Origin of the sequence: Natronorubrum sediminis (assembly GCF_900108095.1) — an archaeon.
GTDB lineage: Archaea > Halobacteriota > Halobacteria > Halobacteriales > Natrialbaceae > Natronorubrum > Natronorubrum sediminis.
Genome location: NZ_FNWL01000002.1, coordinates 260,629 through 282,898, shown reverse-complemented (window position 1 = coordinate 282,898; position 22,270 = coordinate 260,629). Strand labels below are relative to the sequence as shown.

The 22,270-nt window shown below is 62.3% G+C and carries 17 protein-coding genes; 8 read left to right on the top strand and 9 right to left on the bottom strand.

All coding sequences use genetic code 11. The features are described 5' to 3' along the window. Positions 1–223 precede the first annotated feature (223 nt). From BLW62_RS08630 to BLW62_RS08610, 5 genes are all read left to right on the top strand, one after another. Positions 224–1,888, top strand: coding sequence for an alkaline phosphatase family protein (locus BLW62_RS08630; RefSeq protein WP_090506698.1), 1,665 nt, complete (start codon positions 224–226; stop codon positions 1,886–1,888). A gap of 72 nt (positions 1,889–1,960) precedes the next feature. Then, positions 1,961–3,727, top strand: a complete 1,767-nt coding sequence (locus BLW62_RS08625; RefSeq protein WP_090506697.1) for a carbamoyltransferase family protein — start codon at positions 1,961–1,963, stop codon at positions 3,725–3,727. A gap of 72 nt (positions 3,728–3,799) precedes the next feature. Next, positions 3,800–4,174, top strand: coding sequence for a methylglyoxal synthase (locus BLW62_RS08620; RefSeq protein ID WP_090506696.1), 375 nt, complete (start codon positions 3,800–3,802; stop codon positions 4,172–4,174). 106 nt (positions 4,175–4,280) lie between these two features. Further along, complete coding sequence (locus tag BLW62_RS08615) at positions 4,281–6,017, top strand: cation:proton antiporter (protein WP_090506695.1); 1,737 nt, start codon at positions 4,281–4,283, stop codon at positions 6,015–6,017. Continuing rightward, positions 6,010–7,689: a cation:proton antiporter gene (locus BLW62_RS08610; RefSeq protein WP_090506694.1), complete on the top strand. Its 1,680-nt coding sequence runs from the start codon at positions 6,010–6,012 to the stop codon at positions 7,687–7,689. The genes BLW62_RS08615 and BLW62_RS08610 overlap by 8 nt, the downstream gene beginning before the upstream one ends. A 113-nt stretch (positions 7,690–7,802) precedes the next feature. Here the strand turns inward: BLW62_RS08610 and BLW62_RS08605 are convergent, their stop codons facing one another. Both BLW62_RS08605 and BLW62_RS08600 read right to left on the bottom strand, forming a co-directional pair. Continuing rightward, a complete protein-coding gene (locus BLW62_RS08605) occupies positions 7,803–9,506 on the bottom strand; it encodes a cation:proton antiporter (protein WP_090507547.1) in 1,704 nt (567 codons plus the stop codon). Further along, the gene (locus BLW62_RS08600; protein WP_090506693.1) at positions 9,499–11,253 is read right to left on the bottom strand and encodes a cation:proton antiporter; all 1,755 of its coding nucleotides are present in this window, start codon (positions 11,251–11,253) and stop codon (positions 9,499–9,501) included. Before BLW62_RS08600 ends, BLW62_RS08605 begins: the two co-directional genes overlap by 8 nt. Before the next feature lie 260 nt (positions 11,254–11,513). Here BLW62_RS08600 and BLW62_RS08595 point away from each other — a divergent pair, with 260 nt between their 5' ends. Beyond that, positions 11,514–12,209 (top strand): HAD family hydrolase, encoded by a 696-nt coding sequence (locus tag BLW62_RS08595; protein ID WP_090506692.1) that lies wholly within the window; start codon positions 11,514–11,516, stop codon positions 12,207–12,209. Between the two features lie 129 nt (positions 12,210–12,338). Here BLW62_RS08595 and BLW62_RS08590 read toward each other — a convergent pair whose 3' ends face one another. Next, positions 12,339–12,689, bottom strand: a complete 351-nt coding sequence (locus BLW62_RS08590; RefSeq protein WP_090506691.1) for an avidin-fold protein — start codon at positions 12,687–12,689, stop codon at positions 12,339–12,341. Positions 12,690–12,745: 56 nt separating this feature from the next. Then, a complete protein-coding gene (locus BLW62_RS08585; RefSeq protein WP_090506690.1) occupies positions 12,746–14,242 on the bottom strand; it encodes a flippase in 1,497 nt (498 codons plus the stop codon). Between the two features lie 221 nt (positions 14,243–14,463). Here BLW62_RS08585 and BLW62_RS08580 point away from each other — a divergent pair, with 221 nt between their 5' ends. Both BLW62_RS08580 and BLW62_RS08575 read left to right on the top strand, forming a co-directional pair. Then, complete coding sequence (locus tag BLW62_RS08580) at positions 14,464–15,897, top strand: sulfatase-like hydrolase/transferase (protein WP_245726698.1); 1,434 nt, start codon at positions 14,464–14,466, stop codon at positions 15,895–15,897. 122 nt (positions 15,898–16,019) lie between these two features. Next, the gene (locus BLW62_RS08575; protein ID WP_090506689.1) at positions 16,020–17,000 is read left to right on the top strand and encodes an alkaline phosphatase family protein; all 981 of its coding nucleotides are present in this window, start codon (positions 16,020–16,022) and stop codon (positions 16,998–17,000) included. Positions 17,001–17,060: 60 nt separating this feature from the next. On the opposite strand, the gene BLW62_RS08570 is transcribed toward BLW62_RS08575, so the two are convergent. The 5 genes from BLW62_RS08570 to BLW62_RS08550 form a co-directional block, all read right to left on the bottom strand. Further along, complete coding sequence (locus tag BLW62_RS08570) at positions 17,061–18,815, bottom strand: PQQ-like beta-propeller repeat protein (protein ID WP_090506688.1); 1,755 nt, start codon at positions 18,813–18,815, stop codon at positions 17,061–17,063. Positions 18,816–18,990: 175 nt separating this feature from the next. After that, positions 18,991–19,374, bottom strand: a complete 384-nt coding sequence (locus BLW62_RS08565; protein ID WP_090506687.1) for a DUF7993 family protein — start codon at positions 19,372–19,374, stop codon at positions 18,991–18,993. A gap of 23 nt (positions 19,375–19,397) precedes the next feature. After that, complete coding sequence (locus BLW62_RS08560; RefSeq protein WP_090506686.1) at positions 19,398–19,868, bottom strand: DUF2240 family protein; 471 nt, start codon at positions 19,866–19,868, stop codon at positions 19,398–19,400. A gap of 426 nt (positions 19,869–20,294) precedes the next feature. Further along, positions 20,295–21,452: a Gfo/Idh/MocA family protein gene (locus BLW62_RS08555; protein WP_090506685.1), complete on the bottom strand. Its 1,158-nt coding sequence runs from the start codon at positions 21,450–21,452 to the stop codon at positions 20,295–20,297. 182 nt (positions 21,453–21,634) lie between these two features. Next, positions 21,635–22,270: a ribonuclease H family protein gene (locus BLW62_RS08550; protein WP_090506684.1), complete on the bottom strand. Its 636-nt coding sequence runs from the start codon at positions 22,268–22,270 to the stop codon at positions 21,635–21,637.

Below are 22,270 nucleotides of genomic sequence, written 5' to 3'. Positions count from 1 at the left end.
ACTGTAGACCGGCCGAATCAGCCAAGGCGAGAATCCGGACAGAGAGGCGCTTTACCGAGCTGTTAGGTGACTGTTTCACCAGTGAAACTGTTGCTAAATTCTCGGAGAGGGCGGTCTGAGGACAGTAGCAGGCGATGCTGGCGGTGCTAGCGCTGTCAGCGTGAACGCGGTACTTGTCCAAATATTACTTATCAGCGTTCCCGCGCCATAGTCGCGTATTCGAATGACACGGAATGCAGCGGCCGACCAGACGGACGGGGAGTCGGGTCGAAACCGGATGGACGCCTTACTCATCGGAATCGACGCCGGTTGCCTCTCGGTATTCGACCGGCTGGCGGACGAAAACGTGATCCCGAACCTCGAGTCGCTTCTCGAGACGGGCGTGAGTGGCGAACTCGAGTCACAGATTCCGCCGTGGACGCCGAGCGCCTGGCCTTCCATGTTCACCGGCGTCAATCCCGGGAAGCACGGCGTCTACGGATTCACTGGCTTCGACGGCTACGACTTCCACGTCGTGAAAGGTGACGACGTTCGCGCACATCGACTCTGGACGCTGCTCGACCACCACGATCGCTCGAGTGTCGTCGTCAACGTACCGGTAACGCATCCGCCGGACGATATCGACGGCGCGATTATCCCCGGGTTTATCGGCCCGGAAGATCCGCCGTGTCACCCGACGGGAATCCTCGACGACGTTCGCGAGGAGATCGGCGAGTATCGCGTCTATCCCGAATACTCGAGGGGCGACGACTCGCTGTCGCCTGCTGAAAAGATGGACGAGTACTGCTCGCTCGTTTCGATGCGGGGGCAAGCGTTCCAGTATCTCAGCGATCGCTTCGAGCCGGACTTCGGCTTTTTGCAGTTCCAGAAGACCGACACCGTCTTCCACGAGTTCGAAGGCGAGTGGGAGAAGGTCAAACAGGTCTACGCCGAGACGGACAAACAGATCGGCGAGGTCCTCGAGTCCTGTAACCCACGACAGGTGTTCATCGCGAGCGATCACGGCATTGGCCGCTACGAGAAACCGGAGTTTCGCGTCAACACCTTCCTCGAGAACGCCGGCTACGTCGAGACCACCCTCGGCGGGAAGGGGATGCCGACGTGGAACGTCATGCGAGACGACCTTCGCGAGGGCGAACAAGCCGACGAGTGGGAACCGGGCACCGTCGAACGCCTCGCCGCAGGGTTAGCGAGCCTCGGCATGACGACCCACCGAATCGGCCGGGTCCTCGAGCGACTCGGGCTCGCCGAATTCGCGAAGGAGCACGCGCCGGATGGCGTCGTCCGAACTGGAAACGAACAGGTCGACTTCCCGAACTCGAAGGCCTACGTCCGTGCGCGAACCGAACTAGGCGTGCGGATGAACGTCGAGGGTCGCGATCCCGAGGGAGTAGTCCCACAAGAGGAGTACGACGACGTCCGCGCGGCACTCATCCGCGAACTCGAGTCGGCGGAGGCACCCGACGGCGAGCCGGTTTTCCAGGAAGTCGCACCGCGAGAGGCGTACTTCGAGGGGCCCTACACCGACCGCGCGGTCGATATCGTGACGGTTCCGAACGACTTCCAGCACTTCCTCTCCGCGGAACCCGCTGAGGGATACTTCGACGAGACGACGGAACCCTGGAACCACAAACTCGAGGGTGTCTTCGCCGCGAGCGGGGAGGGAATCGACGCCTCGGTGCCGGTCGAGGACGCACACCTCTTCGACGTCGCGCCGACGATTCTCTCCGCCCTCGGCGTTCCCTACAGTGATCGGATGGACGGACGCGTGCTCCCGATCGTCGAGGAATCCGAACCGATGTCCTATCCCGCGTACCACGGGGAGGCGGCAGACGCCGTCGATTCGGGAGTCGAAAGCCGACTCGAGGACCTCGGGTATGTTCAGTAATCGTGCAGACGGCGATGGCCAGTCCGCTTCGACGACCCGGCAGCAATCCACACCGAGTGATTTGACGAACCCATGAGCTACCACCTCGCGTTCAAACCAGCGATCGACCTCTACGGACAGCACGACCCGAGTGCGGCGTTGTTCGACGACGGCGAACTCGTCTTCGCCATCGAAGAAGAGCGCCTCACTCGAGAGAAGCACGCGGTCGACACCTTTCCGGAGAAGGCGATTCGCGCCTGCCTCGAGTACGAGGGAATCTCCCTCACGGACGTCGAGAAGATCGTCTTGCCGTACGATCCATCGCTTCGGTCGAACATCCTCGGCCACTATCTGAAGAACACCAGGCAACTCGACAGCACGCTCCGGAAGGTATCACACCTCCAGAACGTCGCCAGAGACCAGTTCATGGCGCGGTTCATGCCGACGCGGATCGTCGAATCCCGACTCGAGCAGATCGACACCCCCGTGCCGCCCATCGAGTGTCGCTCTCATCACGAGTGTCACGCCGTGACCGCGTTCCACCCATCGACGTTCGAGGAGGCGCTGGTCGTCACCATCGACGCAAAAGGCGAGTACGAGTCGACCGTCATCTGGCACGCGACTCCCGACGGACTCGAACGCGTCCGGACGTACGAACACCCCAATAGCTGGGGACTGTTCTACGCCGCCGTCACGAACTACCTCGGCTATCGGATGTACAACGGCGAGGGGAAAGTGATGGGCCTCGCCCCCTACGGCGAGGACAATCCAGCGATCGAACGACGGCTTCGAGAGGCGATCGACACCGGAGTCGACTACGACGTCACGGCTCTCACCGGTCGGTGGGGGACCGAACACGGCGTCGACACGCTCGAGGAACTCCTCGGTCGGCCACCCTCCGAACCGACGGGCGAGTTCGACCAATTCGAGAAGGACCTCGCACACACCGCCCAGAAACTCCTCGAGGAGTCCGTCGCGGAGTTAGTCGAGACGTACGCCCGACGCCTCGGCACGTCGAACGTGGGGCTGGCGGGTGGCGTCGTCCTCAACTGCAAGTTGAACAAGACGGTCAGAGAACTCTCCGCGGTCGACGACGTGTTCGTCCAGCCGGTTGCACACGACGCGGGACTGGCCCTCGGCGGCGGCTGGATCGACCAGCGGCCGGCCGACGTCGAGCCGATGACGACCGCCTACTGGGGCCCGGAGTACGAGAGCGACGAGATCCGCACACTCCTCGAGACGAACAAAGTCGCGTACTCCGAACCGAACGATCTGGAGCGACGGGTTGCGGAACTGATCGCCGACGGCGCACTCGTGGGCTGGTTTCAGGGACGGGCGGAGTTGGGCCCGCGCGCACTCGGCAATCGGAGCATTCTCGCAGACCCCAGAACGGAGGCCTCGCGCGATCGAGTGAACCGATTCGTGAAACACCGAGAGGAGTGGCGGCCGTTTGCCCCCTCGATGCACGAGTCGGCAGCCGAAACCTACCTCGAGGACGCGACGGAGAGTCCGTTCATGATCGACACGTTCGACGTGAGCCAGGAGAAACGAGCCGACCTCGAGGCGATCGTCCACCCCGCTGACGACACGACCCGGCCACAGACCGTCCGCGAGGAGCAAAATCCGCGCTACTATCGGCTGCTCGAGGAGTTCGAGAACGTGACGGGAGTGCCCGTCCTCCTCAACACGTCGTTCAACGACAACGGCGAACCCATCGTCAACACGCCCACCGAGGCGCTCAAGGACTTCTACGGCATGGGACTGGACGTGCTCGTCCTCGAGGACTGTCTCGTGACGAAACCGGCCTCGAGCAACATCTCGCCAGCGAGCGCTGGGGAAACGGTGCTCGCGGACGACTAGCGCGGTTCGGGTTCCGTTCGTCGGGCGTGTCCCACACCGTAGCATTATTTCTGCAGGGGTCGACCAGCCAGTATGACCCGCGTCGCGCTCATCGCCCACGACGAGCCAAAGCCGGACCTCGTCGAGTTCGCCCGAAGCCACGAGGAGCAGTTGTCCGACTACGAACTGGTCGCGACCGGGACGACCGGCAAACGACTGGTAGCGGAGACCGACCTCGAGGTCGAACGCACGGAATCGGGTCCCTACGGGGGCGACATGATGATCGGTGCAGCGGTCGCAGACGGGCGACTCGACGGAATCATTTTTCTTCGCGATCCGTTGCGCGCCCAGCCCCACGAGCCCGATATCTCGGCGTTGTTGCGAATCTGTGACGTTCACAACATCCCGCTGGCGACGAACCTTTCGTCGGCCGAGTTTCTGATCGAAGGACTCGAGAACGCGGAGTGACGAGGGGACAGCAGTGGCTGTTGGATCGACGAGCGGCGGCGGTGAAAGTTGAGAAGACAACGCCTAAAGGCAGGACAGGAAAAGAGTACAATGAACTGACTTCCTGATGAGCGAAATTGCTCTCGCTGCCGACTTTGCTATCATCATCGTCGCTGCGACAGCGGTCGGCTTGCTCGCCCGCCAGACGGGCCAGCCGACGATCATCGCCTACATTCTGACGGGGCTGATTCTCGGCCCGGTGATGTTCGACATCGTCTCCGAGGGCGAACTCGTCGAGAGCATGGCCGAACTCGGCCTCGGATTTTTGCTGTTCTTACTCGGGATGAAGATGCGCTTCGACGATATCCGAGAGATCCTCCGCCCGATCGTCAACATCGCCGTCTGGCAGACGATCCTTCAGACGGCGCTCGCGCTCGCCGTCGCGTGGGCGCTCGGCTTCGACCCAACCGAGATCGTCATCATCGCGCTCGCGACCGTCTTCGGGGCGACGCCGATCATCGTCAAAATTCTCACCGACAAGAACGAAATTACCTCTCTGCCCGGCAAGATCGACGTCGGCGTCCTCATCGTCCAGGACATCTACCTCGTCGTCGTCCTCGCGTTGCTCGGCGCTGACGAACTCAGTAGTGCGAGTGAAATCGCGACGACACTCGGCGTCATCGCCGTCATGATGACCTTCATCGGTCTCTTCTCCATCGCCTCCTCGCGGTACTTACTCCCCGGTCTCTTCAGGCGGATTGCGGACAATAAGGACGTTTTCCTCGTTGTCGCCATCGCCTGGGCGTTCTTCTTCATCGCCATCTCGGAGTACTTCGACCTCTCGCTCGAGGTCGGTGCCTTCCTCGCGGGCATCAGCGTCGCCCAGTTGCCCTACAGCAAGGAACTCGAGGATCGAATCACGCCGATTACGGACTTCTTCATCTTGATTTTCTTCGTCAGTATCGGCTTGCAACTGGCCGCCGACGACTTACTCGCCTACTGGCTCGAGGCGATCGTCGCGTCGGTCGTGTTGATGGTCGGCAACTTCTGGATCATGTTCTACCTGATCGACCGGGAGGACTTCAGCGTCGAAACGTCGTTCCTCGGGGCGATCAACATGGTGCAGGTCAGCGAGTTCTCGCTGGTGGTCGGCGCGCTCGCGGTCCAACAGGGATACATCGGCACTGACGTGCTCGGCTATCTCAGCCTGATGGCACTACTGACGATGAGCGTCTCGACGTACATCATCAACTACAATCACACCATCTACGGCCACGCCCAACCGTGGTTCAGCCGCTTCGAGTCCGAAGGCAAAGGCGACGTCGACCTCGAGGAGTACGACGACCACGCAATCGCGATCGGGTACGACGAGATCACGGAACGCGTCTTGCCCATCCTCGAGGACGAGTACGGCGAGGTGGTCATCATCGACCGACAGACGGACCACATCGAAGCGCTCGAAGACGAGGGTCGCTACGAGTACATCTACGGCGACTTCCGCCACGGCGAGATCCGCAAGGCGGCGAACCTGAAGAACGCGTCGTTCGTCCTGAGTTCGACCGTCCAACCGGACGTCAACCGCGCGCTGCTCGAGGAAGTCGACGAGGATGCGATCACCTTCGTCGAGGCCGAGCGAATCGACGACGCCCGCGACCTCTACGACCGCGGTGCGGATTACGTCATCATGAGTACACAACTGACTGCCGAGAAACTCGGCGAGTACCTCGAGCGCTACGTCACCGACCGCGAGGCGTTCTACGAATCGATCGAACGGGATATCGAGCAGATCCGCGAACGCGGGGACGACCGAGGACGCAGACCCGAGGAGCGACCGACCGGAGCCAGAGGTGACGACGATGACTGAACTGATCACGACGCTCGCGATCGTCTTCGTGACCGCAGGGATCTTCCTGCTGATCGCCAATCAGCTATCGCTCTCGCCGATCCCGTTCTACCTCCTCGCGGGGGTGGTCGCCGGCCTCGCGATCGAGGAGACGCAGTTGCTCGAACTCGCGCAGTGGGGGATCGCCTTCCTCGTGTTCACCTTCGGCTTCCGAACCGATTTCTCGAGCATCAAATCGGTCCTCAGAGACGCCGAAACGGCCGCGTTTACCCAACTGTTGGTCGTCGGTCCGATCGCAATCGGCGTCGCGTACCTTCTGTTTGGCTTTAGCATCGAGAACGCCGTCTACTTCGCCATCGCGGCGACGCTGAGTTCGACCATCGTCGGCGCGCGCGAACTCGAGCGCGAGATCCGGAGCAATCTCGTTCACGGTAGGCTCGCCTCGTCGGTGCACTTCTTCGACGACCTCCTCGCGATCGGACTGATTCTCGTCTTGACCGCGGATCAATACACCTCGACGCAAGTTACTTCCCAGATCGGCTACGGCGTGATCCTCCTCCTCGGCGCGTTGCTCGTCTACCGACACGGGTTCCCGCTCGTCGCTCGACTCGCCGGCGACTCGGACGAACTGTTGATGATGGCGAGTATTTCGATCCTCATCGCGTTCCTCGCGGGAGCCGAATACGCCGGCGTCTCGATCGTCGTGGGCGCGTTCGCCGCCGGAATCGCGATTCGAAGCGACGAAGTCTCGTCACTCGGCGTCCAAAACGGCATCGCGTCGATCCGAGATTTCTTCGTCGCCATTTTCTTCGTCACGCTCGGCGCGTTGGTCTCGATCTCGAGTCTCACCGTCTTCCCCGTCGCCCTCGCTCTCGTCACGCTCGTCCTCTTCGTCAATCCGCTCGTCCTCATGCTCTCGTTCGTCTACGAGGGCTACGACGCCAGAACCGCGTTCCTCTCGAGTGCGAGTCTCAATCAGGTCAGCGAACTGTCGCTCGTCATCGCGATTCAGGCGTACTTGTTCGAGACCATCTCGCAGACGTTGTTCGAGGCGATCATCCTGGCGGCAGCCCTCACGATGATTCTGACGTCAGTCGCCAGACGGTACGAAGAGCCGGTTTATCACGAGATCGTCGAACGAGTCGTCGCCAGCCGACAGACGAACAAAATTGACGAGCGGAGTCACGTTTCTGAAGACATCGACGATCACGTGATTATCGTCGGCTACGGCCGACAGGGCCGTCGCCTCGTCGAAACCTGTGAACGACTCGAGCGCGAGTACGTCGTCGTCGACAACGATCCCGCGGTCTGGGACGACATCCGGACGGAGTGTCAAAATTACGTCTTCGGTGACGTGATCTCGACGTATCCGTGGACGAAGGCAGCGGTAACGGACGCCGACCTCATCGTCTCGACAGTCGATCATCGTCCCGTCAGCGAGGCCGTCCTCGAGGTCGAAACCGACGCCGACGTCATCGTTCGCACCGAAACGTCTGCAGCCGCAGCGGAGTTCCTCGAGCAGGGAGCGACGTACGTCAGCGTGCCGAACGTGATGGCCTCGGATCGACTGATCGAGACCGTCGAAACGGCGATCAGCGAGGGCGGTGACGAGGTGACGTTACGAGACGATCACCTCGAGACGCTCGACACGCTCGAGCGATACGGATTCGCCACGAGAAACGAGCGGCTGTGAGGGCCGATTCACCGGATCGCCGCGAGGAGAGCCTCACCCGGCGATTGTGAACGCGCCGGTGTTGTCGGTGCCTCGCGTCTCGAGGCGGTCCGAGACGCCACCCGAGCCCAGCGTCACAAGTGGTGGTGCGGAACGTCGGGTTGGTTCTCTAGCTCTTCGAGCTGTTCCGAGCGGAGTTCTGCGGGTGACACGTCGTCGTCTAACAGGGCGCGTATCTGGTGGGTCAGTTGCTTCCCGGCGAGTAGATTCGGAACGCTAACGTACAACGCGCCGTCCTCGAGTAAGTCGAACGCCGTCGGCTGATCACTCGCTTGCAAGATGACGTCGCTCTGGGATCCGAACGACAGAACGCGCCTGGAAACTGGCTCGGAGTCGACCGTCGAGACGACGAGTTTCGCGTCCTTTACGTTCGCTTTCTCCCACGTGTAGCGTTCCATCGCGTCGCCGAAGACGAATGCGTCGCACTCCTCGGTAACGAGTTCTCTGCGGAGCGGATCGTTCTCGACGACGACGTACGGTTGCTCGAGGGCTTCACAGGTTTCGGCCAGCTTTCGGCCGTGTCGGCCGTAGCCGACGATGACGACGTGATCGAAGAGGTGAGCGGAGACGTCGCTCCACTCGTCGATTTTACCGTGTCGTCCGGTTATCAGGTCCCGGTCAGCGAGGGTCCGATAGACCTGCTCGTCGTAGCGTTGTGTGAGACTCGAGGTCACCATCGTCACCGCGGCCGCGAGGATGATCGCGTCGAACACCGATTCGGTCACCAGCCCGAGCAACAGCGCTTCGATCGCAATGATGAGCGCGAACTCGCTAACCTGATCGCTGCTGAGACTTGCCAGCGTCGCAGAGCGAGCTTCGTACCCTCGGCGGAGCAGAATGATCGTGGTGATCGCCGGCTTGACCACTGCCGTCAGGAAGACGAGTCCGGCCACGAGGACCAGCTTCTCGACGGACTCGTTCCAGCCGAGTTCGACAAACGGGAGGACGACGAGCGCACCGATCGTCACGAAGAAAATCGCGACGAAGAAGTCCTTGATCGACTCGAGGCCGTTGAACAGGCCGAGGTGCTCGACGGGGTCGTGTCGGACCGCGAGTCCGGCGGCGAACGCACCGACAGCGAGCGAGATGCCAGCGAACTCCGCCGCGCCGACGAACACCGCGAGCAGCGAGACGACGCCGAGGATCATGAGTTCGTCCGAGTCGCCGGCCAGTCGGCCGACAACGTCGAACAGATACCGATTGACGAGGACGGCAGCGACGAGCAACGCGAGGCCATACCCGACGAGCGTCGCGATCGGACCGACGGCCAGCGTCCCGGCGCTCAATCCGAGGACGAACAAGATTGCCAGCAGGTCCTGTGAGAAGTGGATCGATCTGGCCAATCGGCCGCGAACCAGATTCATCTCGATCTCCGTCTGTAACAGTGCGGTCCCGACGAGCGTCGACGAGAGCGCCGCGGCCACACCGAGGAAGAGTGCCTCTTCGGGCGGGACGCCGAGGACGACCCCGAACCCGACCCCGAGCGAGCCGACGACGAGGATTTGTGCGAGCGCGGCGAGTTCGCTGTCGACGATCACCGTCCGCACTGCGGAGATATCGATCTCGACGCCGAACGAAAACACGAGTAGCGCGATTCCGTACTGTGCGAGTTCGAGCGTGAGCGCTTCGTCGATCCCGAAGGCGTCAAATCCGAAGCCGGTGACGATCCCCGCGAGCACCAACAGCGGGACAGTCGGCAGGTCGTAGCGATTGGCGACCAACAAGAACGGCCCCGCCACGATGAACATGATCGAGACCGCGGTGAGCAGGTCACTCATCGAGACCACCTCCGAGTCGCTCGTACGTGTCCGGGAACGGCTCGGTACTCTCGAGCAGTTCGACGTCGTCGTCGATCTCCTCGTCTAATCGCTCGTCTTCCTCGAGATACGCCCGGAGGTAGTCGGCGAGTCGATCGCCTGCGAGGTAGGGAGTCATGATGACACAGTGTGCACCTCTGTCGTAGAGATCGCGTGCGTGCTCGATCCGGTCCGCACCGGCGAAAACGGTCGTGTCGTCGCCGGTTTCGCGGAGCAACGCCTTGTTTACAGCGGGTTCGACCGAGGAGGAGAGAGCGAAGTCAGCCTTCTTCACGGCCACGTCCTTCCGGATCGTCGCGTTACGGAAGTCGCCATACACTGTGTCGTATCCCTCCTCTTCGAGGGTACCGATGTGCTCGACAGTCCGGTCGACGACGACCACGTCCTCGTAGCGGTCTGCCAGCAGGGGGAGAACGTTTCGCGTCACGTCGTCGTAGCCGATGACGACCGCGTGATCGTGATAGTCCTGCTTCCCGCCCCCGAAGTCGCCGTCGCTCGTCACCCGAGAGATGGTCGGTTCGAACCGCTCGTACAGGGCGTGGCTGTACTCGATAAAGTACACCGAGACGGCCATCGTGAAGATGGCGAGGAGCGTCATGAACCCGAGAATCTCGGCGTCGACGAATCCGCCCTCGAATGCGACGGCGGTCACGATGATGCCGAACTCGCTGACCTGAATCATGGTGAGACTCCCGAGAAACGTCGTTTCGGAGCCGAATCCCTGCCAATCGATTAGATAGAAGAAGATGAGGAACTTCACCGGCATCAGGATCAGCGCCGCGATAATCGCCTCCTGCGTGTACGCAAAGAGTTGACTGGCCTCGAGGTCGAGTGCAACCGAGACGAAAAACACCATGACGAACAGGTCGGTCAGCGGGTTGACGCGGTCTTGTAACTGCTTGCTGTAGGGAAGCTGGGCGATGGCGACTCCGGCCATGAACGCGCCCATCTCGATCGAGAGGTACGCCTCGATGCCCAGGGGCTCCAGAAAGAGGTTGATGTTGTCGGAGACGAAGACGAACAGGAACGCCCACGAAATGGCGATCAGGAAGAACACGTCCTTGTTGTCGGCGATTCGCCGAAAAACGGCCGGCAGGACGGTCCAGGAGGAAACGAGCGCCGCGACCGTGACCAGCGCGACGAGAACGAGCACGACCGCCAGTGTCGTTGCGACCTCAGCGACACTCTCCGGTTGCCCGGCCGCCAGCACGGCCAGAATAATGACGACGACGACGTCCTGGACGAGCAACACGCCGACGTCTAACTTGCCGTGAAGCGAAGTCGCCTCGTCCTTGTCCGTGAGCATTTTGATGACGACCGCGGTGGAACTGTACATCACGGCGAGCCCGATGAGGAACGCCTCGAGCGGGGCGAACCCGAGCGCTATCGAAACGCCGACGCCGGCGAGAAAGACGGCGATCATCTGCGGGATCGAGATTTTGACGATCGGCGCGAGGACGTGTCGAATCTCCTCGATTCGCATCTTGATCCCGAGCAAGAACAACAAGAACGCGAGGCCGAGTTCGGACAGCAACTCTGTCAGTTCGCTGACCTCGACGATCCCGAGCGCCGCCGGGCCGATGACGACTCCGGCGAGGATGTAGGCGATGATCGTCGGCTGTCCCGTCTGCTTGGCTAAAAAACCGGCAAATGTTGCACTCAAGAGAATAACGGCGAGATCGGCAGAGAGTGCACTCTCGAGTACCATTTCGTTCTGACGATTCGGATAGACGGAATTAACGATGTCGATACCATCTATCAGAGCCTCGAGTCTAGCGGAACCTCGAGATTACGTGGGCCGAAACCGTCTGGAGAGACGGTCGACGCCGTCACGAATTTTCGCTGGACGGCGAACGGGCTTCTAACACGGCTCGGACGAGGAGATTCACTGCTCGCGTAGGTGATGACGTGCGTGCTGCTCGGCCCGGAAGGGATACGTTCAACCTGCTGGAGTTCCCCGTGACTACCATGCTCCGGGCTGTCGTCTTCGACCTCGACTACACGCTCGCCGTTCCATCACGGACTCGCGAGGTGATCCTTCAGGACGCGACGGCAGAAGCCGACGCACCGGAATTGAGCCGCGAGGCGTACCTCGAGGCCCACAGCGAGAACCTCACCCGCGAGACGCGCGAGCCAATTTTTGCCGACTTGCTCGAGGGTCGAGAGACGGACGCCGACCCTGAGACCCTCGCGAAGACGTATCGAGAAACGATCGCCGAGTCCCTCGAGGCCCTGCCGGGCGTCGAGGCCATGCTCGAGGACCTCGCTGCGGAGTACCGTGTCGGTCTCCTTACGAACGGCCCGGTCCGCGCCCAGCGCGATAAACTCGAGACGCTCGGCTGGGAGGACGCCTTTGACGCGGCCCTCGTGACGGGCGAACTCGAGGCCGGCAAGCCCGACCCGCGCGCGTTCGAGGCGATCACGACCGAACTCGACGTCGACCCGGCAGAAGCGCTCTACGTCGGCGACGACGTCGAAGCCGACGTCGCTGGCGGGACGAACGCCGGATTGTCGGTCGTGCAAGTCCTCCTCGAGGACGGCCCCGGCAAGGACCCGCGCGCTGATGCGGCCGTCGAGCAATCCGCAATCGCCGACTCGCTTCCCGAGATCGTTGCCTCGCTCGAGCGCCGCGTCGGGGTACCGAGCGACGCGTCGAATCGGTGAGTTCGTATCTCGAGCGACCGACCTGTCCGTCTCCACCGCTCGCCGTCCGCGGTCGAATTGTCGCGACGGTAGAAATCAAAGGGTTTTGTCTGCGTACTCACCGATCCGAACGGGGTCTGCTGGCGGAAGTTACTGGTCGATTTCTTCGTGAACCGACTCGCCTTTGCCGGTTTTCGATTCCCATTCCCACTCATCCTCGACTCTCACACGGCCGTCCTCGAGCAGTTCGACGTCGCCGACGGAGTGACCAGTTGCGGTTTCGCCGTCCGTGTGTAGTTGCGTGTACCGAATGTCCCACTGTTCTCCGTCGAACGTTCCAACTAAATGCCCATCGACGATATTTCCGCCGGAGTAATTGGCGTATAGTCGGTCACCGGTCTGTTCGAAGTGAAAGACCGTGTCTGCCCCAACTTCTCCGGCGTCGTCGTCGTTTGCGACGCCCGCAAGTGTTCGTCCGTCCAGCGAGAAGTCTGTCTCCATACAGCATCTGACCTGACTGCCCGAATAACACTACCGGCATCGGGTGCGGGCGCTCGTTATCGGTCCGGAACCATGCCGAGGTATTCGTCGGCGATTCGTCGGTCTTCCTCGTCGATTCCGAGCATGTACAGCGTCGCGAGGAACGCGCCGACGCCGAGCGCGCCGCCGACGATTGCGAGGATGAGCCCATCAAACGAGAGGTGGAGGCTGTACATGATGACGCTGGCGACGGCGGCGGCGACGATCGGTTTCCAGATCTCGAGGGAGTAGGCGAACAGTCCCTCGAGATACCACACCTGAAGCACCCGGAGGGCGTTCAACGAGGCCAGCGTGCCGGCCGTCGCCATCGCCGCGCCGATGAGCCCGAACTCGAGGATGAAGACGTAGTTGAGTCCGACGTTGGCGAGACCGAAGACGAAGTGGTTGCCCATCACGACGTACTGGTGATCTGTCATCATGAGAATGTCGTTTGCGGGTCCGGCGGCGGCGTTGAACAGTTGTGCAGCGACGAACAGCGCGATAACGGCCGTTCCGGCGACGAACTCCGGGCCGAAAATTGCGAGGACTTCGGCTCGGTAGATGAAAAGCGGTAGTGCGACGATGACGGAGGCTGTGATGGACCAGCGAGTCACGGTGGCGTAAATCGACTCGAGGGTGTCGTACTCCTCGTTCGAGTAGAGTCGGGAGGCGACGGGCGGGAAGAACTGGTTGAATCCGGCGAGGGGCATCGCGATGACGCCAGCCAGGAGCACGGCGATGTTGTAGATACCGACGTCGGCCGAGGCGAGGAAGATCCCGACCATGAACACGTCGACGCGTTTGAACAGAAACGAAGCGGCCTGGGAGAGCGTCAGCGGCGCGGAAAAGTTGTAGAACTCCTTGACCTCATCCTTCGAGTAGCCCGCGGCGGGCCGGAGGTCGGCACGAACCAGCGAGTACGAAATCGCGAACAGTGCGGCCATGATCGCCGCGACGGAGAACGCCGCAGCGACGCCCAGCAGCGAGTAGCCGACGACGATCGCGGCGGCGATCGCGATCAACTGCAGCGCCGGTCCGACGACCATGATGACCGTCTTTTCGGGTGGCCGCTCGAGGCCGCGCATCGTGCTCGCGGCGACCTGTGTGAGGGCCTGAAACGGTAGTGCGATCGCGAACGCCTGCATCGCCGTCGTGAACAGCGACTCCTCGAGCGTGTAGGCGTTGATCGTCGGGGCGGCGACGAAGAGTATGCCCGCGACGACGCCGCTGATCGCGAGCGTCGTCAGGTAGGCTAGCCCGAGCATTCGCTGCTGGTAGGCCGTGTCGTCCTTGTTCGCGGAGAGATAGCGGGTGATCGAGATGTCCGACCCGAGGTTCGCGAAGGGCAACACCGCGGCGAGAATCATCGTCCCGTACGCGTAGATACCGTAGACGCTCGCCCCAAGCACCCGAGTTAACAGGAGGTTCAACAGGAAGCCGACGATGTTGACGACGATGGTTCCAAGGTAGTATAGCGAGGCACCGTCGGCGACCGATCGGAGATCCGAGAGTCCACGAGAGGAGTCTTCCGTCATCGTTGGCTCGATTCCCGAACGACGCCTATAGTAGTGGACCGGTTACTCGGTGGTGAGTGAGGAACTGTCGAGAGCGCGTCGAGTGAGCGCCGGACGGTTACCCACTGTGACTGTCATAACCTCGTTACCGAAGTTTCGGCGTAGGAGAGGCTAACAACCCCGGAAGGCTCCGAGAGTGCCATCGAATCACCGACCAGTTCGTGAGTAACAGGTCCGTAACAATGAGTGCGTTCGTGAACAGACCGGGCATGCGAAATGTCGTGTTTCTCTGTCTCGACTCCGTTCGGAAGGACACGTTCGACGACTGTGCCGCCCGCCTCTCCAACCGAGCCGATCTGACGTTCAAGCAGTGCCGAGCCGCGAGTTCCTGGAGCGCCCCCAGCTACGCGAGCATGATGACGGGGCAACTCCCACACGAACACGGCGTTCACACGCACGATACGCACGTGACCGGGATCGACCGCGAGGAGACCCTCCTCGGCGACCTCGAGTCACACCGCGCGCTGGGCGTCAGCACGAACGTCTTCGCCGGGTCGGCCTACGGCTTCGACGCCTTCTTCGACGAGTTCGTCGATATCACGGAAGCCTATCGATACCCCAACGGACTGGACCCCGTCGCCGTCCGCAGCGACACCGAACGGACGGGTTCGGGTGCGTACCTCGAGTATCTCCGACGGTCACTGACGCACGACCATCCAGGTGCCAGCCTGGCGAACGGAGCCGTCGGGTTCCTCGACACCGTCTCCGAGACCGCTCCGATTCCGAAGCTGTTCGACGACGGGGCGAGCGCCGTGACCCGAACCTCGCGGTCACTGATCGACGACACCGAGGAGCCCTTCTTCCTGTTCGGCTCGTTCATGGAGGCCCACACGCCGCTTCGCCATATCCGCGGCTTCGACCGATCGCTTCACTCGGCATCGAATACGTTCACGACCGCCGAGCACACCGTCTGGGAGCTAATGGAATCGGCAGACGACCACCGCGAGTTCCTCGAGACGCGCCGGGAGCTCTACGGGGCGTCCATCGAGTACCTCGACCGAACGATCGACGCGTTCCTCGAGTGGATTCACGCGGAGACGAGTCGCGAGACGACGGTCGTCGTGACGGCCGACCACGGCGAGAACCAGGGCTACGACTTCGAAGACGGCCTCGTCCGACACAAGAGCAGCCTCTCGGAGGGGCTGGTACACGTCCCGCTGCTCGTCAGCAACCCGCCCGAGGGCTACCCGGAGACCGAAGACCGCTACGTCTCCCACCTCGAGCTTCGCTCGCTGCTCGCGACCATGGCTCGAGACGAGGTCGTCGACCCGACGAGCGAGCGCGTCGTCGCTGAACACATCGGTATGAGCGCCGGACCCGAACCGCCGGACCGCACGGAGCACTGGGACCGGCTGATGCGGGCGGCCTACGACGGCACGATGAAATACGTCTGGGACTCCCAGGGCGGCCGCGAGGAGTACGAACTCGACCGAGATCGGCCGGGCTGGCAGCGACGCGTCGACGACGATGCGACCGTACCAGAGTGGGCGACAGAGCGCTTTGACGCGGATGCCTACGCGTACAAACGGGAGGCGCTCGCCGAGGCGGCCGACAGCACGACCGACGGCGTCGACGAAGGCGTTCAGGACAGACTCGAGAAACTCGGCTACGTCTGAGCGACGGGCCGATTCGCGGGCCGTCGCCACTGGAGTAACAGCGTCGTCGTCACTCGAGTAACGGCGTCGTACCGATCGTTTCTCCCTGACTAACAAAGCGGATCTGGCGGTTCGCGACACCTATGGCCGTTGGCTCGCTCCTCCCCGATCGCTACTCGCTCGAGAACGTCGAGAAAGTCGCCCGAAATCCGCGACTCCTCAAAAAGGAAGCGTTCACGCTCGGTTTGAGGGTGAACGCTCGAGCGAGTCGACTCCAGTCGGCCCGCGCCGGACGAACGGACGGTATCGACATGATCGCCGCCGACTGGGACAATCTCCTCATTCTCGACGGCTGTCGCTACGATATGTTCGCCGCCCAGTCAGACCTCGAGGGCGAACTGTCTCGAAAACGGTCACTGGGCAGCGATAGCTGGGAGTTCATGGAGACGAACTTCGAGGGCCGATCGCTCCACGATACCGTCTACGTCACGGCCAATCCACACGTCTACGAACTCGAGGACGACGTCTTCCACGCGGTCGTCGACTTGCTCGAGCGAGGCTGGGACGAGGAGACCCGAACGGTCCGCCCGGAAACGGTCGTCGAGGAGGCCATCGCCGCCCACGAACGCTACCCGGACAAGCGACTGATCGTCCACTTCATGCAGCCACACTTCCCGTTCATCGGCCCGACCGGCCAGCGCTTCTCGCACATGGGACTCGAACACCACCTCGAGGACGAGGAGCGTTCGAGCGCGCCGAACCCCTGGTTCGGACTCGTCCACGAACAGGATATCGACATCGAGACGGTGGTCGCGGCCTACCGCGAAAACCTCGATCTCACCTTACCACACGTCGAAACACTCATCGAGGAACTCGACGGCAAAAGCGTCGTCACGGCGGATCACGGCAATCTGATCGGCGAGCGCGGCTTCCCGATTCCGATTCGCCTCTACGGTCACCCGCGCGGGCTTCACATGGACCAGTTACTCGCCGTCCCGTGGCTCGAGGCCGAGCACACCGAGCGACGAAAAACCGTCGCCGAACCGCCAGTCGAATCGGTCGACGAGACGGACGCCGACGACGACGTGGTCGAGGATCGACTCAGCGCGCTGGGGTACGTGTAGATCGAGTGCGGTTCGGGTTCGATCCGAGACTCTCGCTCCGTCTCGAGGGGATGTGTTACGTTACTCGGCCGGCTCGTCCGCGTTAGCCTGGCGACGCAGCCACTCGAGGCCGAGGGCGCTGCCGACGATACCGGCACCGGCGGTGAATCCGGGGACACTATCGTCGTCTCCGTCCTCGTCCGAAGCGTCGTCCGTGTCGCCGCTCTCGCCGTCATCTGTCTCGCTGGGCTCGTCGTCGGAACCGTCCGGGTCATCGGTTCCGTCGTCATCGGTCCCGTCATCGGTCCCGTCGTCGGTTCCGTCGTCGGTCCCGTCTTCGGACCCATCGGATTCGTCGGAGTCGGTCTCTTCCGAATCGTCGTCGTCCTGATCGTCGTCAGATCCGTCCCCACTTGATCCGTCCTCCCCGGAATCGCCGTCGGAACCGTCCTCTCCGGAATCACCATCGGAGCCATCCGTCTCGGAATCATCGTCGTCGGAGCCGTCCTTGTCAGAGTCACCCTCGTCCGAATCGTCGTCAGAACCGTCTTCGCCTGAATCGTCGTCATCGTCGTCATCGTCGTCGGAGTCACCCTCCTCGGACGGCCGAAGCGCAACGAGCATGTTGTCAGAGCTATCGTCTGACTCGGATCGAACGTATACCGTCTCCTCGGTGAGCGTCGGTGCACGACGTCCCGTATCTCGGTTGTCGAAATCCATCTCGACCGCCCACTCTTCGTCGCCGGTTTCGATGTCGAACCCGACGAGTTCTGTCCCCTCCGATGGGGGGCGTCCCGCCTTGATTGCGACCACGGTCTCTCCGACGATCGACGCCGAATCCCATTGCATGGTACCGCCGTCCACGCGCCACAGTTCGTCCCCCGAGCGGTCGTAGGCTGTGAATCGATAGTCGAGCGTGCTGATCCACGCCGCCTCACCGACGGCGGCCTCGAGTTCGGTTCGACCGGCGCCGGTTTGTTCTCCGGTTTCCGCGTCGAGGATCGGGCCGCCAGTGCCGCCGCCGCTCGGGTCGCGAACGGCGTAGATCCGTCCGTCGTTCGCCATCAGTCCGCCGAAGGTCGGGAACTGCGAATCCGAATCCACCGTCGGCAACCACGTCCACACCGTCTCTCCCGTTTCGGGATCGAAAGCGGCGAGACCATTCTCGTCGTCCTCGTCACTTTCGACGGCGGTCCTCGCGTGGACGAGGTCGTCCGAAGCCACGACCGCGGACGCCGTGTGCTCTTGTGGATCGGACTCTTCGTCCTCCATTTCGATTGTCTCGCGCTCCCAGACGACCTCGCCGCTGCCGGGCTCGAGCGCGTAGAGCGTTCCCTCGTCGACCGCGAGGACCAGTCCGTGGGCGACGATCGGTGAGGACGCACCTCGTTCGACCGTCCACTCGACCTCGCCCGAGGCGACATTGAGTGCCGTTAGCTGATCGCCACCGACGTAGACGCCCTCGCCAGCGACCGCGGGCGTCGTCATCGTATCCGTGCCCTCGACATCGGCCGTCCACTCGACGGAGCCGTCCTCGTCGTCGAGCGCGTGGATCTCCTCGCCCGTGTTCAGGTACACTGTCCCGTCGACGACGGCGAGTGGCCCGTCCTCTTCGTACTCCCAGGCGACGGTGTCCGGCTTCTCGAACTCGCCGTCGATTGGCAGGTACCCGGTGTTGCCCGCGCCGCCGCGGTGAGACGACCAGCCGTCTGGTTCCTCGAGTCCGTCCGTCGTTTCGTCGCTTTCGGCCCCGGTAACCCCTGTCGAGGTGATCAGTCCACCAGTAGTAAGCGCTGCCCCCATCGCCATCACGGATCTTCGATTCCAATCCGACATATCGACTCTCTGGTATCTCTATAAGGTAACTATTTGACCAGTAATATAAATTGAAAGTGATAGAACTGTTTCAAGCGGTGAAAGGCGGTTTACACTCGTTCAGCACTCCGGACGGAGTCTGGCGTTTTGGCACTGCGTCAAGAGATCAACATATCTGTGAGAGGGAGGGCAACCCTCACTCAGACAGCGAGCGAGTAACGGCCTGGACGACGTCCGTCCCCCGCTTCGTCGCCGCGCCGCTCTCGAGAAAGACGAGCGTTCGCGGCGGCTCCGTTGCCTTCGGTCGGACGCGCAACTCGAGGTCTGTGGCCGTCTCGGCGGCAACATCCTGCCCGGCCTCGAACTCGAGTCGTGCGCGGTCCTCGTGGATGAACACCCGCGCGATTCGCTCGTCTGAGACCGTCACATCGTAGGCTCGCGCGCCGTCGGCTGTCGGCTCGACGTCCCCGTCGGCGTTGATGACGCGAGTCGACTCGAGCGTGCCGTCTTCGCGGCCGTCGAGTTCGGACGCGAGCAGTTCGGCGATCCGGCGGCCGTCGGTGATTCGCGTTTCGACCATAGGAACGGATGGGTCTGCGGGGATTAACGCCCTTCGGCTTCCGCGTCCTCGGCCTGGAGCGACGACCGTGCAACGGGTGCCAGTTCGCGTACGTCGATCCCTTCGCGACGGGCGTAGACGACCGCTGCGGTCTCGATCGTCACACCGAGTTCTTGCTGGAGTGTGTTAATCGCGCCCACTGCTTCGTGTTTCTCGACGCCCTCCGCGACGAGGGTATCGAGAACGCGTTCGAACGGCGAGCGCTCTCTAAGCAGGTCGTCGTCCGGCGAAAACTCCTCTGGCACCGTCACCGAAGACGGGTCGAACGTCGCCTCGAGTCCGTCGTCGGTGTGCTCGAGGAGGCCCTCACGCGTCGCGACGTCGAGCAATCGCTTCGATTGGTCGGGGGAGAACCAGTCTCGATCGAGCGAGAGCGCCACGACGAACTCGTTTTCCTGTAAACACTGCGTGCCGTTCTGAATGAACGGGGCGGCGACGGCGACCCGGAGGCTCATGAACAGTGTTCGCTCGAACGGCGAGATAACGGTGGCGGTCTTCGCTCGCTGCCGTTGCGTCAGCGATGCCCGCCGTCAATCGGAGGCGCGCCCGCCGCCGTTTCGATTCGCTCGAGTCCGCGACGAGTGCCGATCTCGAGACGCGTGCGACGCGAAACCGAGGGCGCTTAGATATGTGCTCTGACTTCGCGGGGATCGACGAGTCCACTGGCTACCGACGGACGCCCCCAGACGAGGACACTAGCGAGGATGACGCCCAGCAGACTGACGAATCCGTCGGCGAAGGGTTCGAAGAAGTGGACAATGTGACCATCGCCGCCGTGACCGCAACTGTGCTGGCGTTGCTGAGAGTAACGACTCGCGTTACCGGACGAGCGACCAGACTGTCGGAAGCTGACTCCGAGTCGGTGAAAAAAGACAAACAGCTCACAACTCAGCGTCGACGGTCGCCTCGGCGTCGAGATCCGTCGTCGGCTCCGCGGTGTCAGTCTCGTCGCCGGCCATCGCCTCGAGATCACCGACGCGGCGACGTGCCGACTTGCGGATCTCCTCGAGCACCCGGATCGTCCACCGCGACTGTTCGAGGGAGACGGGGACCTCCCCGTCGCCCTCGATCGCCTCGACGAACTCCCCGAAGATTGCCGCGTGTGAGTCCGTCTTCGCTTTGGCTTCCCAACTGTCGTCGAAGCGCGAGACGGCGACAGATTTCGCGTTCTCGAGCGTGCTGCGCAGTTGGGCCGCCGAGAGGTCGAACCCTTTCTTCGATCGGGTGACGACCGAGTTGGTGTACTCCTCGTCGATGCGATAAATCGACTGATTAATCTCGTCGAGGATCACCGATTGCTCTGAGCCGGTGACGACGTGGAGTCGCTGGGAGAGCGTTCCTGAGAGCATCGTGACGTTGCAGAGTGCCCCATCTCGAGAGACGTACTGGACCTGTGCCTGGTCGTAGCTGAAGTCGTCTTCGTACTCACGCGAGAGCACCGTCTGGGCGGAGAGGTCTGCCTCACTGGCGGGGAGACCACCGATGCCGAGCAGCGAGTAGATCGGGTGGGGGAGGCCCTCCTCGAACTCGCCTCCCGGCAGTTCGAATACCCAGGAACCTCGGTTGACCATATCCGGCGGCGTGAGCCCGGCGTAGAGCGTGTTGACCGACCTGATCTCTCCGAGTTCGCCGTCGTCGATCAGCCGACGAACCTTCCGGACAGCGGGGTAAAAGAGGTGGTTGTGAATTACCGTCGCCGGGACGTCGTGTTCCGTCGCGAGTTCCTCGAGTTTCTCGACCTCCTCGGCGGTGACGGTCGACGGCTTCTCGATGATGACGGCGACGCCCGCCTCGATCGCTCGCTTCGCGATTTCGAAGTGAGTCTGAACCGGCGTACAAACGTGCACGCAGTCGAGTTCCTCGAGCAGTTCAGTGTAGTCAGTGACGGCCATCGTCCCGAACTCCCGCGCCCGTTCCCGGGCCCGTTGTTCGTCGAGATCACACACTGCCACGAGTTCCATATCGGGATGTTTGCGAACGCCTGCGAGGTGTGAACGCGATACGGTTCCTGCACCAACGACTGCGGTTTGGACAACCATATGAGAACAGACTAGTCAACACACATTAGTTTCGAATAGATTATATTGAGAACGTAGCAGTGACACGAAGCGGGTGTGTATTATAGACTTCCTATATTTGCCGACAGTCAGCCTCGAGGAACGGTATCGGTCCCGTTGAAGAGGAGATCTACATTCATTGGGACCGATAGTCTGCCGATTTCTCAGTCCGACGCTCTTCCGCCGCCGTTTCGATTCGCTCGAGAGGGTGGCGGGAACTCGTTCGGGGCCGGGTCGGGCGTTTCGGGGAGGACGCAGCGGTCGGGTTCGCGGTTGACGTGGCGATAGCGGCCAGGTTCGTTTGCAAGTGGGTGTGCCGGGTTCTGGTCGCTATCGATGCGTGCGGCACGGACTTCGCCGAAGCCGTTGAGTCGGGCCTGAATGCCCCGCCAGTGATAGCGTGTGGCGGGTGGGACGGAGACCGGACGCGGTGGTTTTCCGTCCGGATGGTTCCTCGCGAGGATCGTGCTGTTGACGTTGCTGGCGAGGGCGTCGTGGTCGATGAGGACGCCAACGCGGGCGTCTCGAGGCGCACGGGCTGCCAGTATGTCGAGACCGAGGTGGAGTGCACGGTACTCGGCGACGTTGTTGTCGGGCGGTGTATCCATGGTCGCAACGCGGGCGACACGGGTGCCGTCGCGTGTTTCGATTACGGCGCCCAGTCCACCGCCCGATTTCCGGAAGGACCCGTCGGTAGCGACGTAGAAGTCACGATGATGGGTCCGTGGCGGGTGGGCGATGTGGGGTGTGGGCGACTCGTCGAACAGGTCCCGCAGTGCGGACCGGCCGTGAGCGGCCAT

Bases quoted from the DNA above. Each gene is read 5' to 3' on its own strand.
- BLW62_RS08630 (WP_090506698.1), top strand. From the start codon at position 224: ATGACACGGAATGCAGCGGCCGACCAGACGGACGGGGAGTCGGGTCGA.
- BLW62_RS08625 (WP_090506697.1), top strand. From the start codon at position 1,961: ATGAGCTACCACCTCGCGTTCAAACCAGCGATCGACCTCTACGGACAG.
- BLW62_RS08620 (WP_090506696.1), top strand. From the start codon at position 3,800: ATGACCCGCGTCGCGCTCATCGCCCACGACGAGCCAAAGCCGGACCTC.
- BLW62_RS08615 (WP_090506695.1), top strand. From the start codon at position 4,281: ATGAGCGAAATTGCTCTCGCTGCCGACTTTGCTATCATCATCGTCGCT.
- BLW62_RS08610 (WP_090506694.1), top strand. From the start codon at position 6,010: ATGACTGAACTGATCACGACGCTCGCGATCGTCTTCGTGACCGCAGGG.
- BLW62_RS08605 (WP_090507547.1), bottom strand. From the start codon at position 9,506: ATGAGTGACCTGCTCACCGCGGTCTCGATCATGTTCATCGTGGCGGGG.
- BLW62_RS08600 (WP_090506693.1), bottom strand. From the start codon at position 11,253: ATGGTACTCGAGAGTGCACTCTCTGCCGATCTCGCCGTTATTCTCTTG.
- BLW62_RS08595 (WP_090506692.1), top strand. From the start codon at position 11,514: ATGCTCCGGGCTGTCGTCTTCGACCTCGACTACACGCTCGCCGTTCCA.
- BLW62_RS08590 (WP_090506691.1), bottom strand. From the start codon at position 12,689: ATGGAGACAGACTTCTCGCTGGACGGACGAACACTTGCGGGCGTCGCA.
- BLW62_RS08585 (WP_090506690.1), bottom strand. From the start codon at position 14,242: ATGACGGAAGACTCCTCTCGTGGACTCTCGGATCTCCGATCGGTCGCC.
- BLW62_RS08580 (WP_245726698.1), top strand. From the start codon at position 14,464: ATGAGTGCGTTCGTGAACAGACCGGGCATGCGAAATGTCGTGTTTCTC.
- BLW62_RS08575 (WP_090506689.1), top strand. From the start codon at position 16,020: ATGGCCGTTGGCTCGCTCCTCCCCGATCGCTACTCGCTCGAGAACGTC.
- BLW62_RS08570 (WP_090506688.1), bottom strand. From the start codon at position 18,815: ATGTCGGATTGGAATCGAAGATCCGTGATGGCGATGGGGGCAGCGCTT.
- BLW62_RS08565 (WP_090506687.1), bottom strand. From the start codon at position 19,374: ATGGTCGAAACGCGAATCACCGACGGCCGCCGGATCGCCGAACTGCTC.
- BLW62_RS08560 (WP_090506686.1), bottom strand. From the start codon at position 19,868: ATGAGCCTCCGGGTCGCCGTCGCCGCCCCGTTCATTCAGAACGGCACG.
- BLW62_RS08555 (WP_090506685.1), bottom strand. From the start codon at position 21,452: ATGGTTGTCCAAACCGCAGTCGTTGGTGCAGGAACCGTATCGCGTTCA.
- BLW62_RS08550 (WP_090506684.1), bottom strand. From the start codon at position 22,270: ATGGCCGCTCACGGCCGGTCCGCACTGCGGGACCTGTTCGACGAGTCG.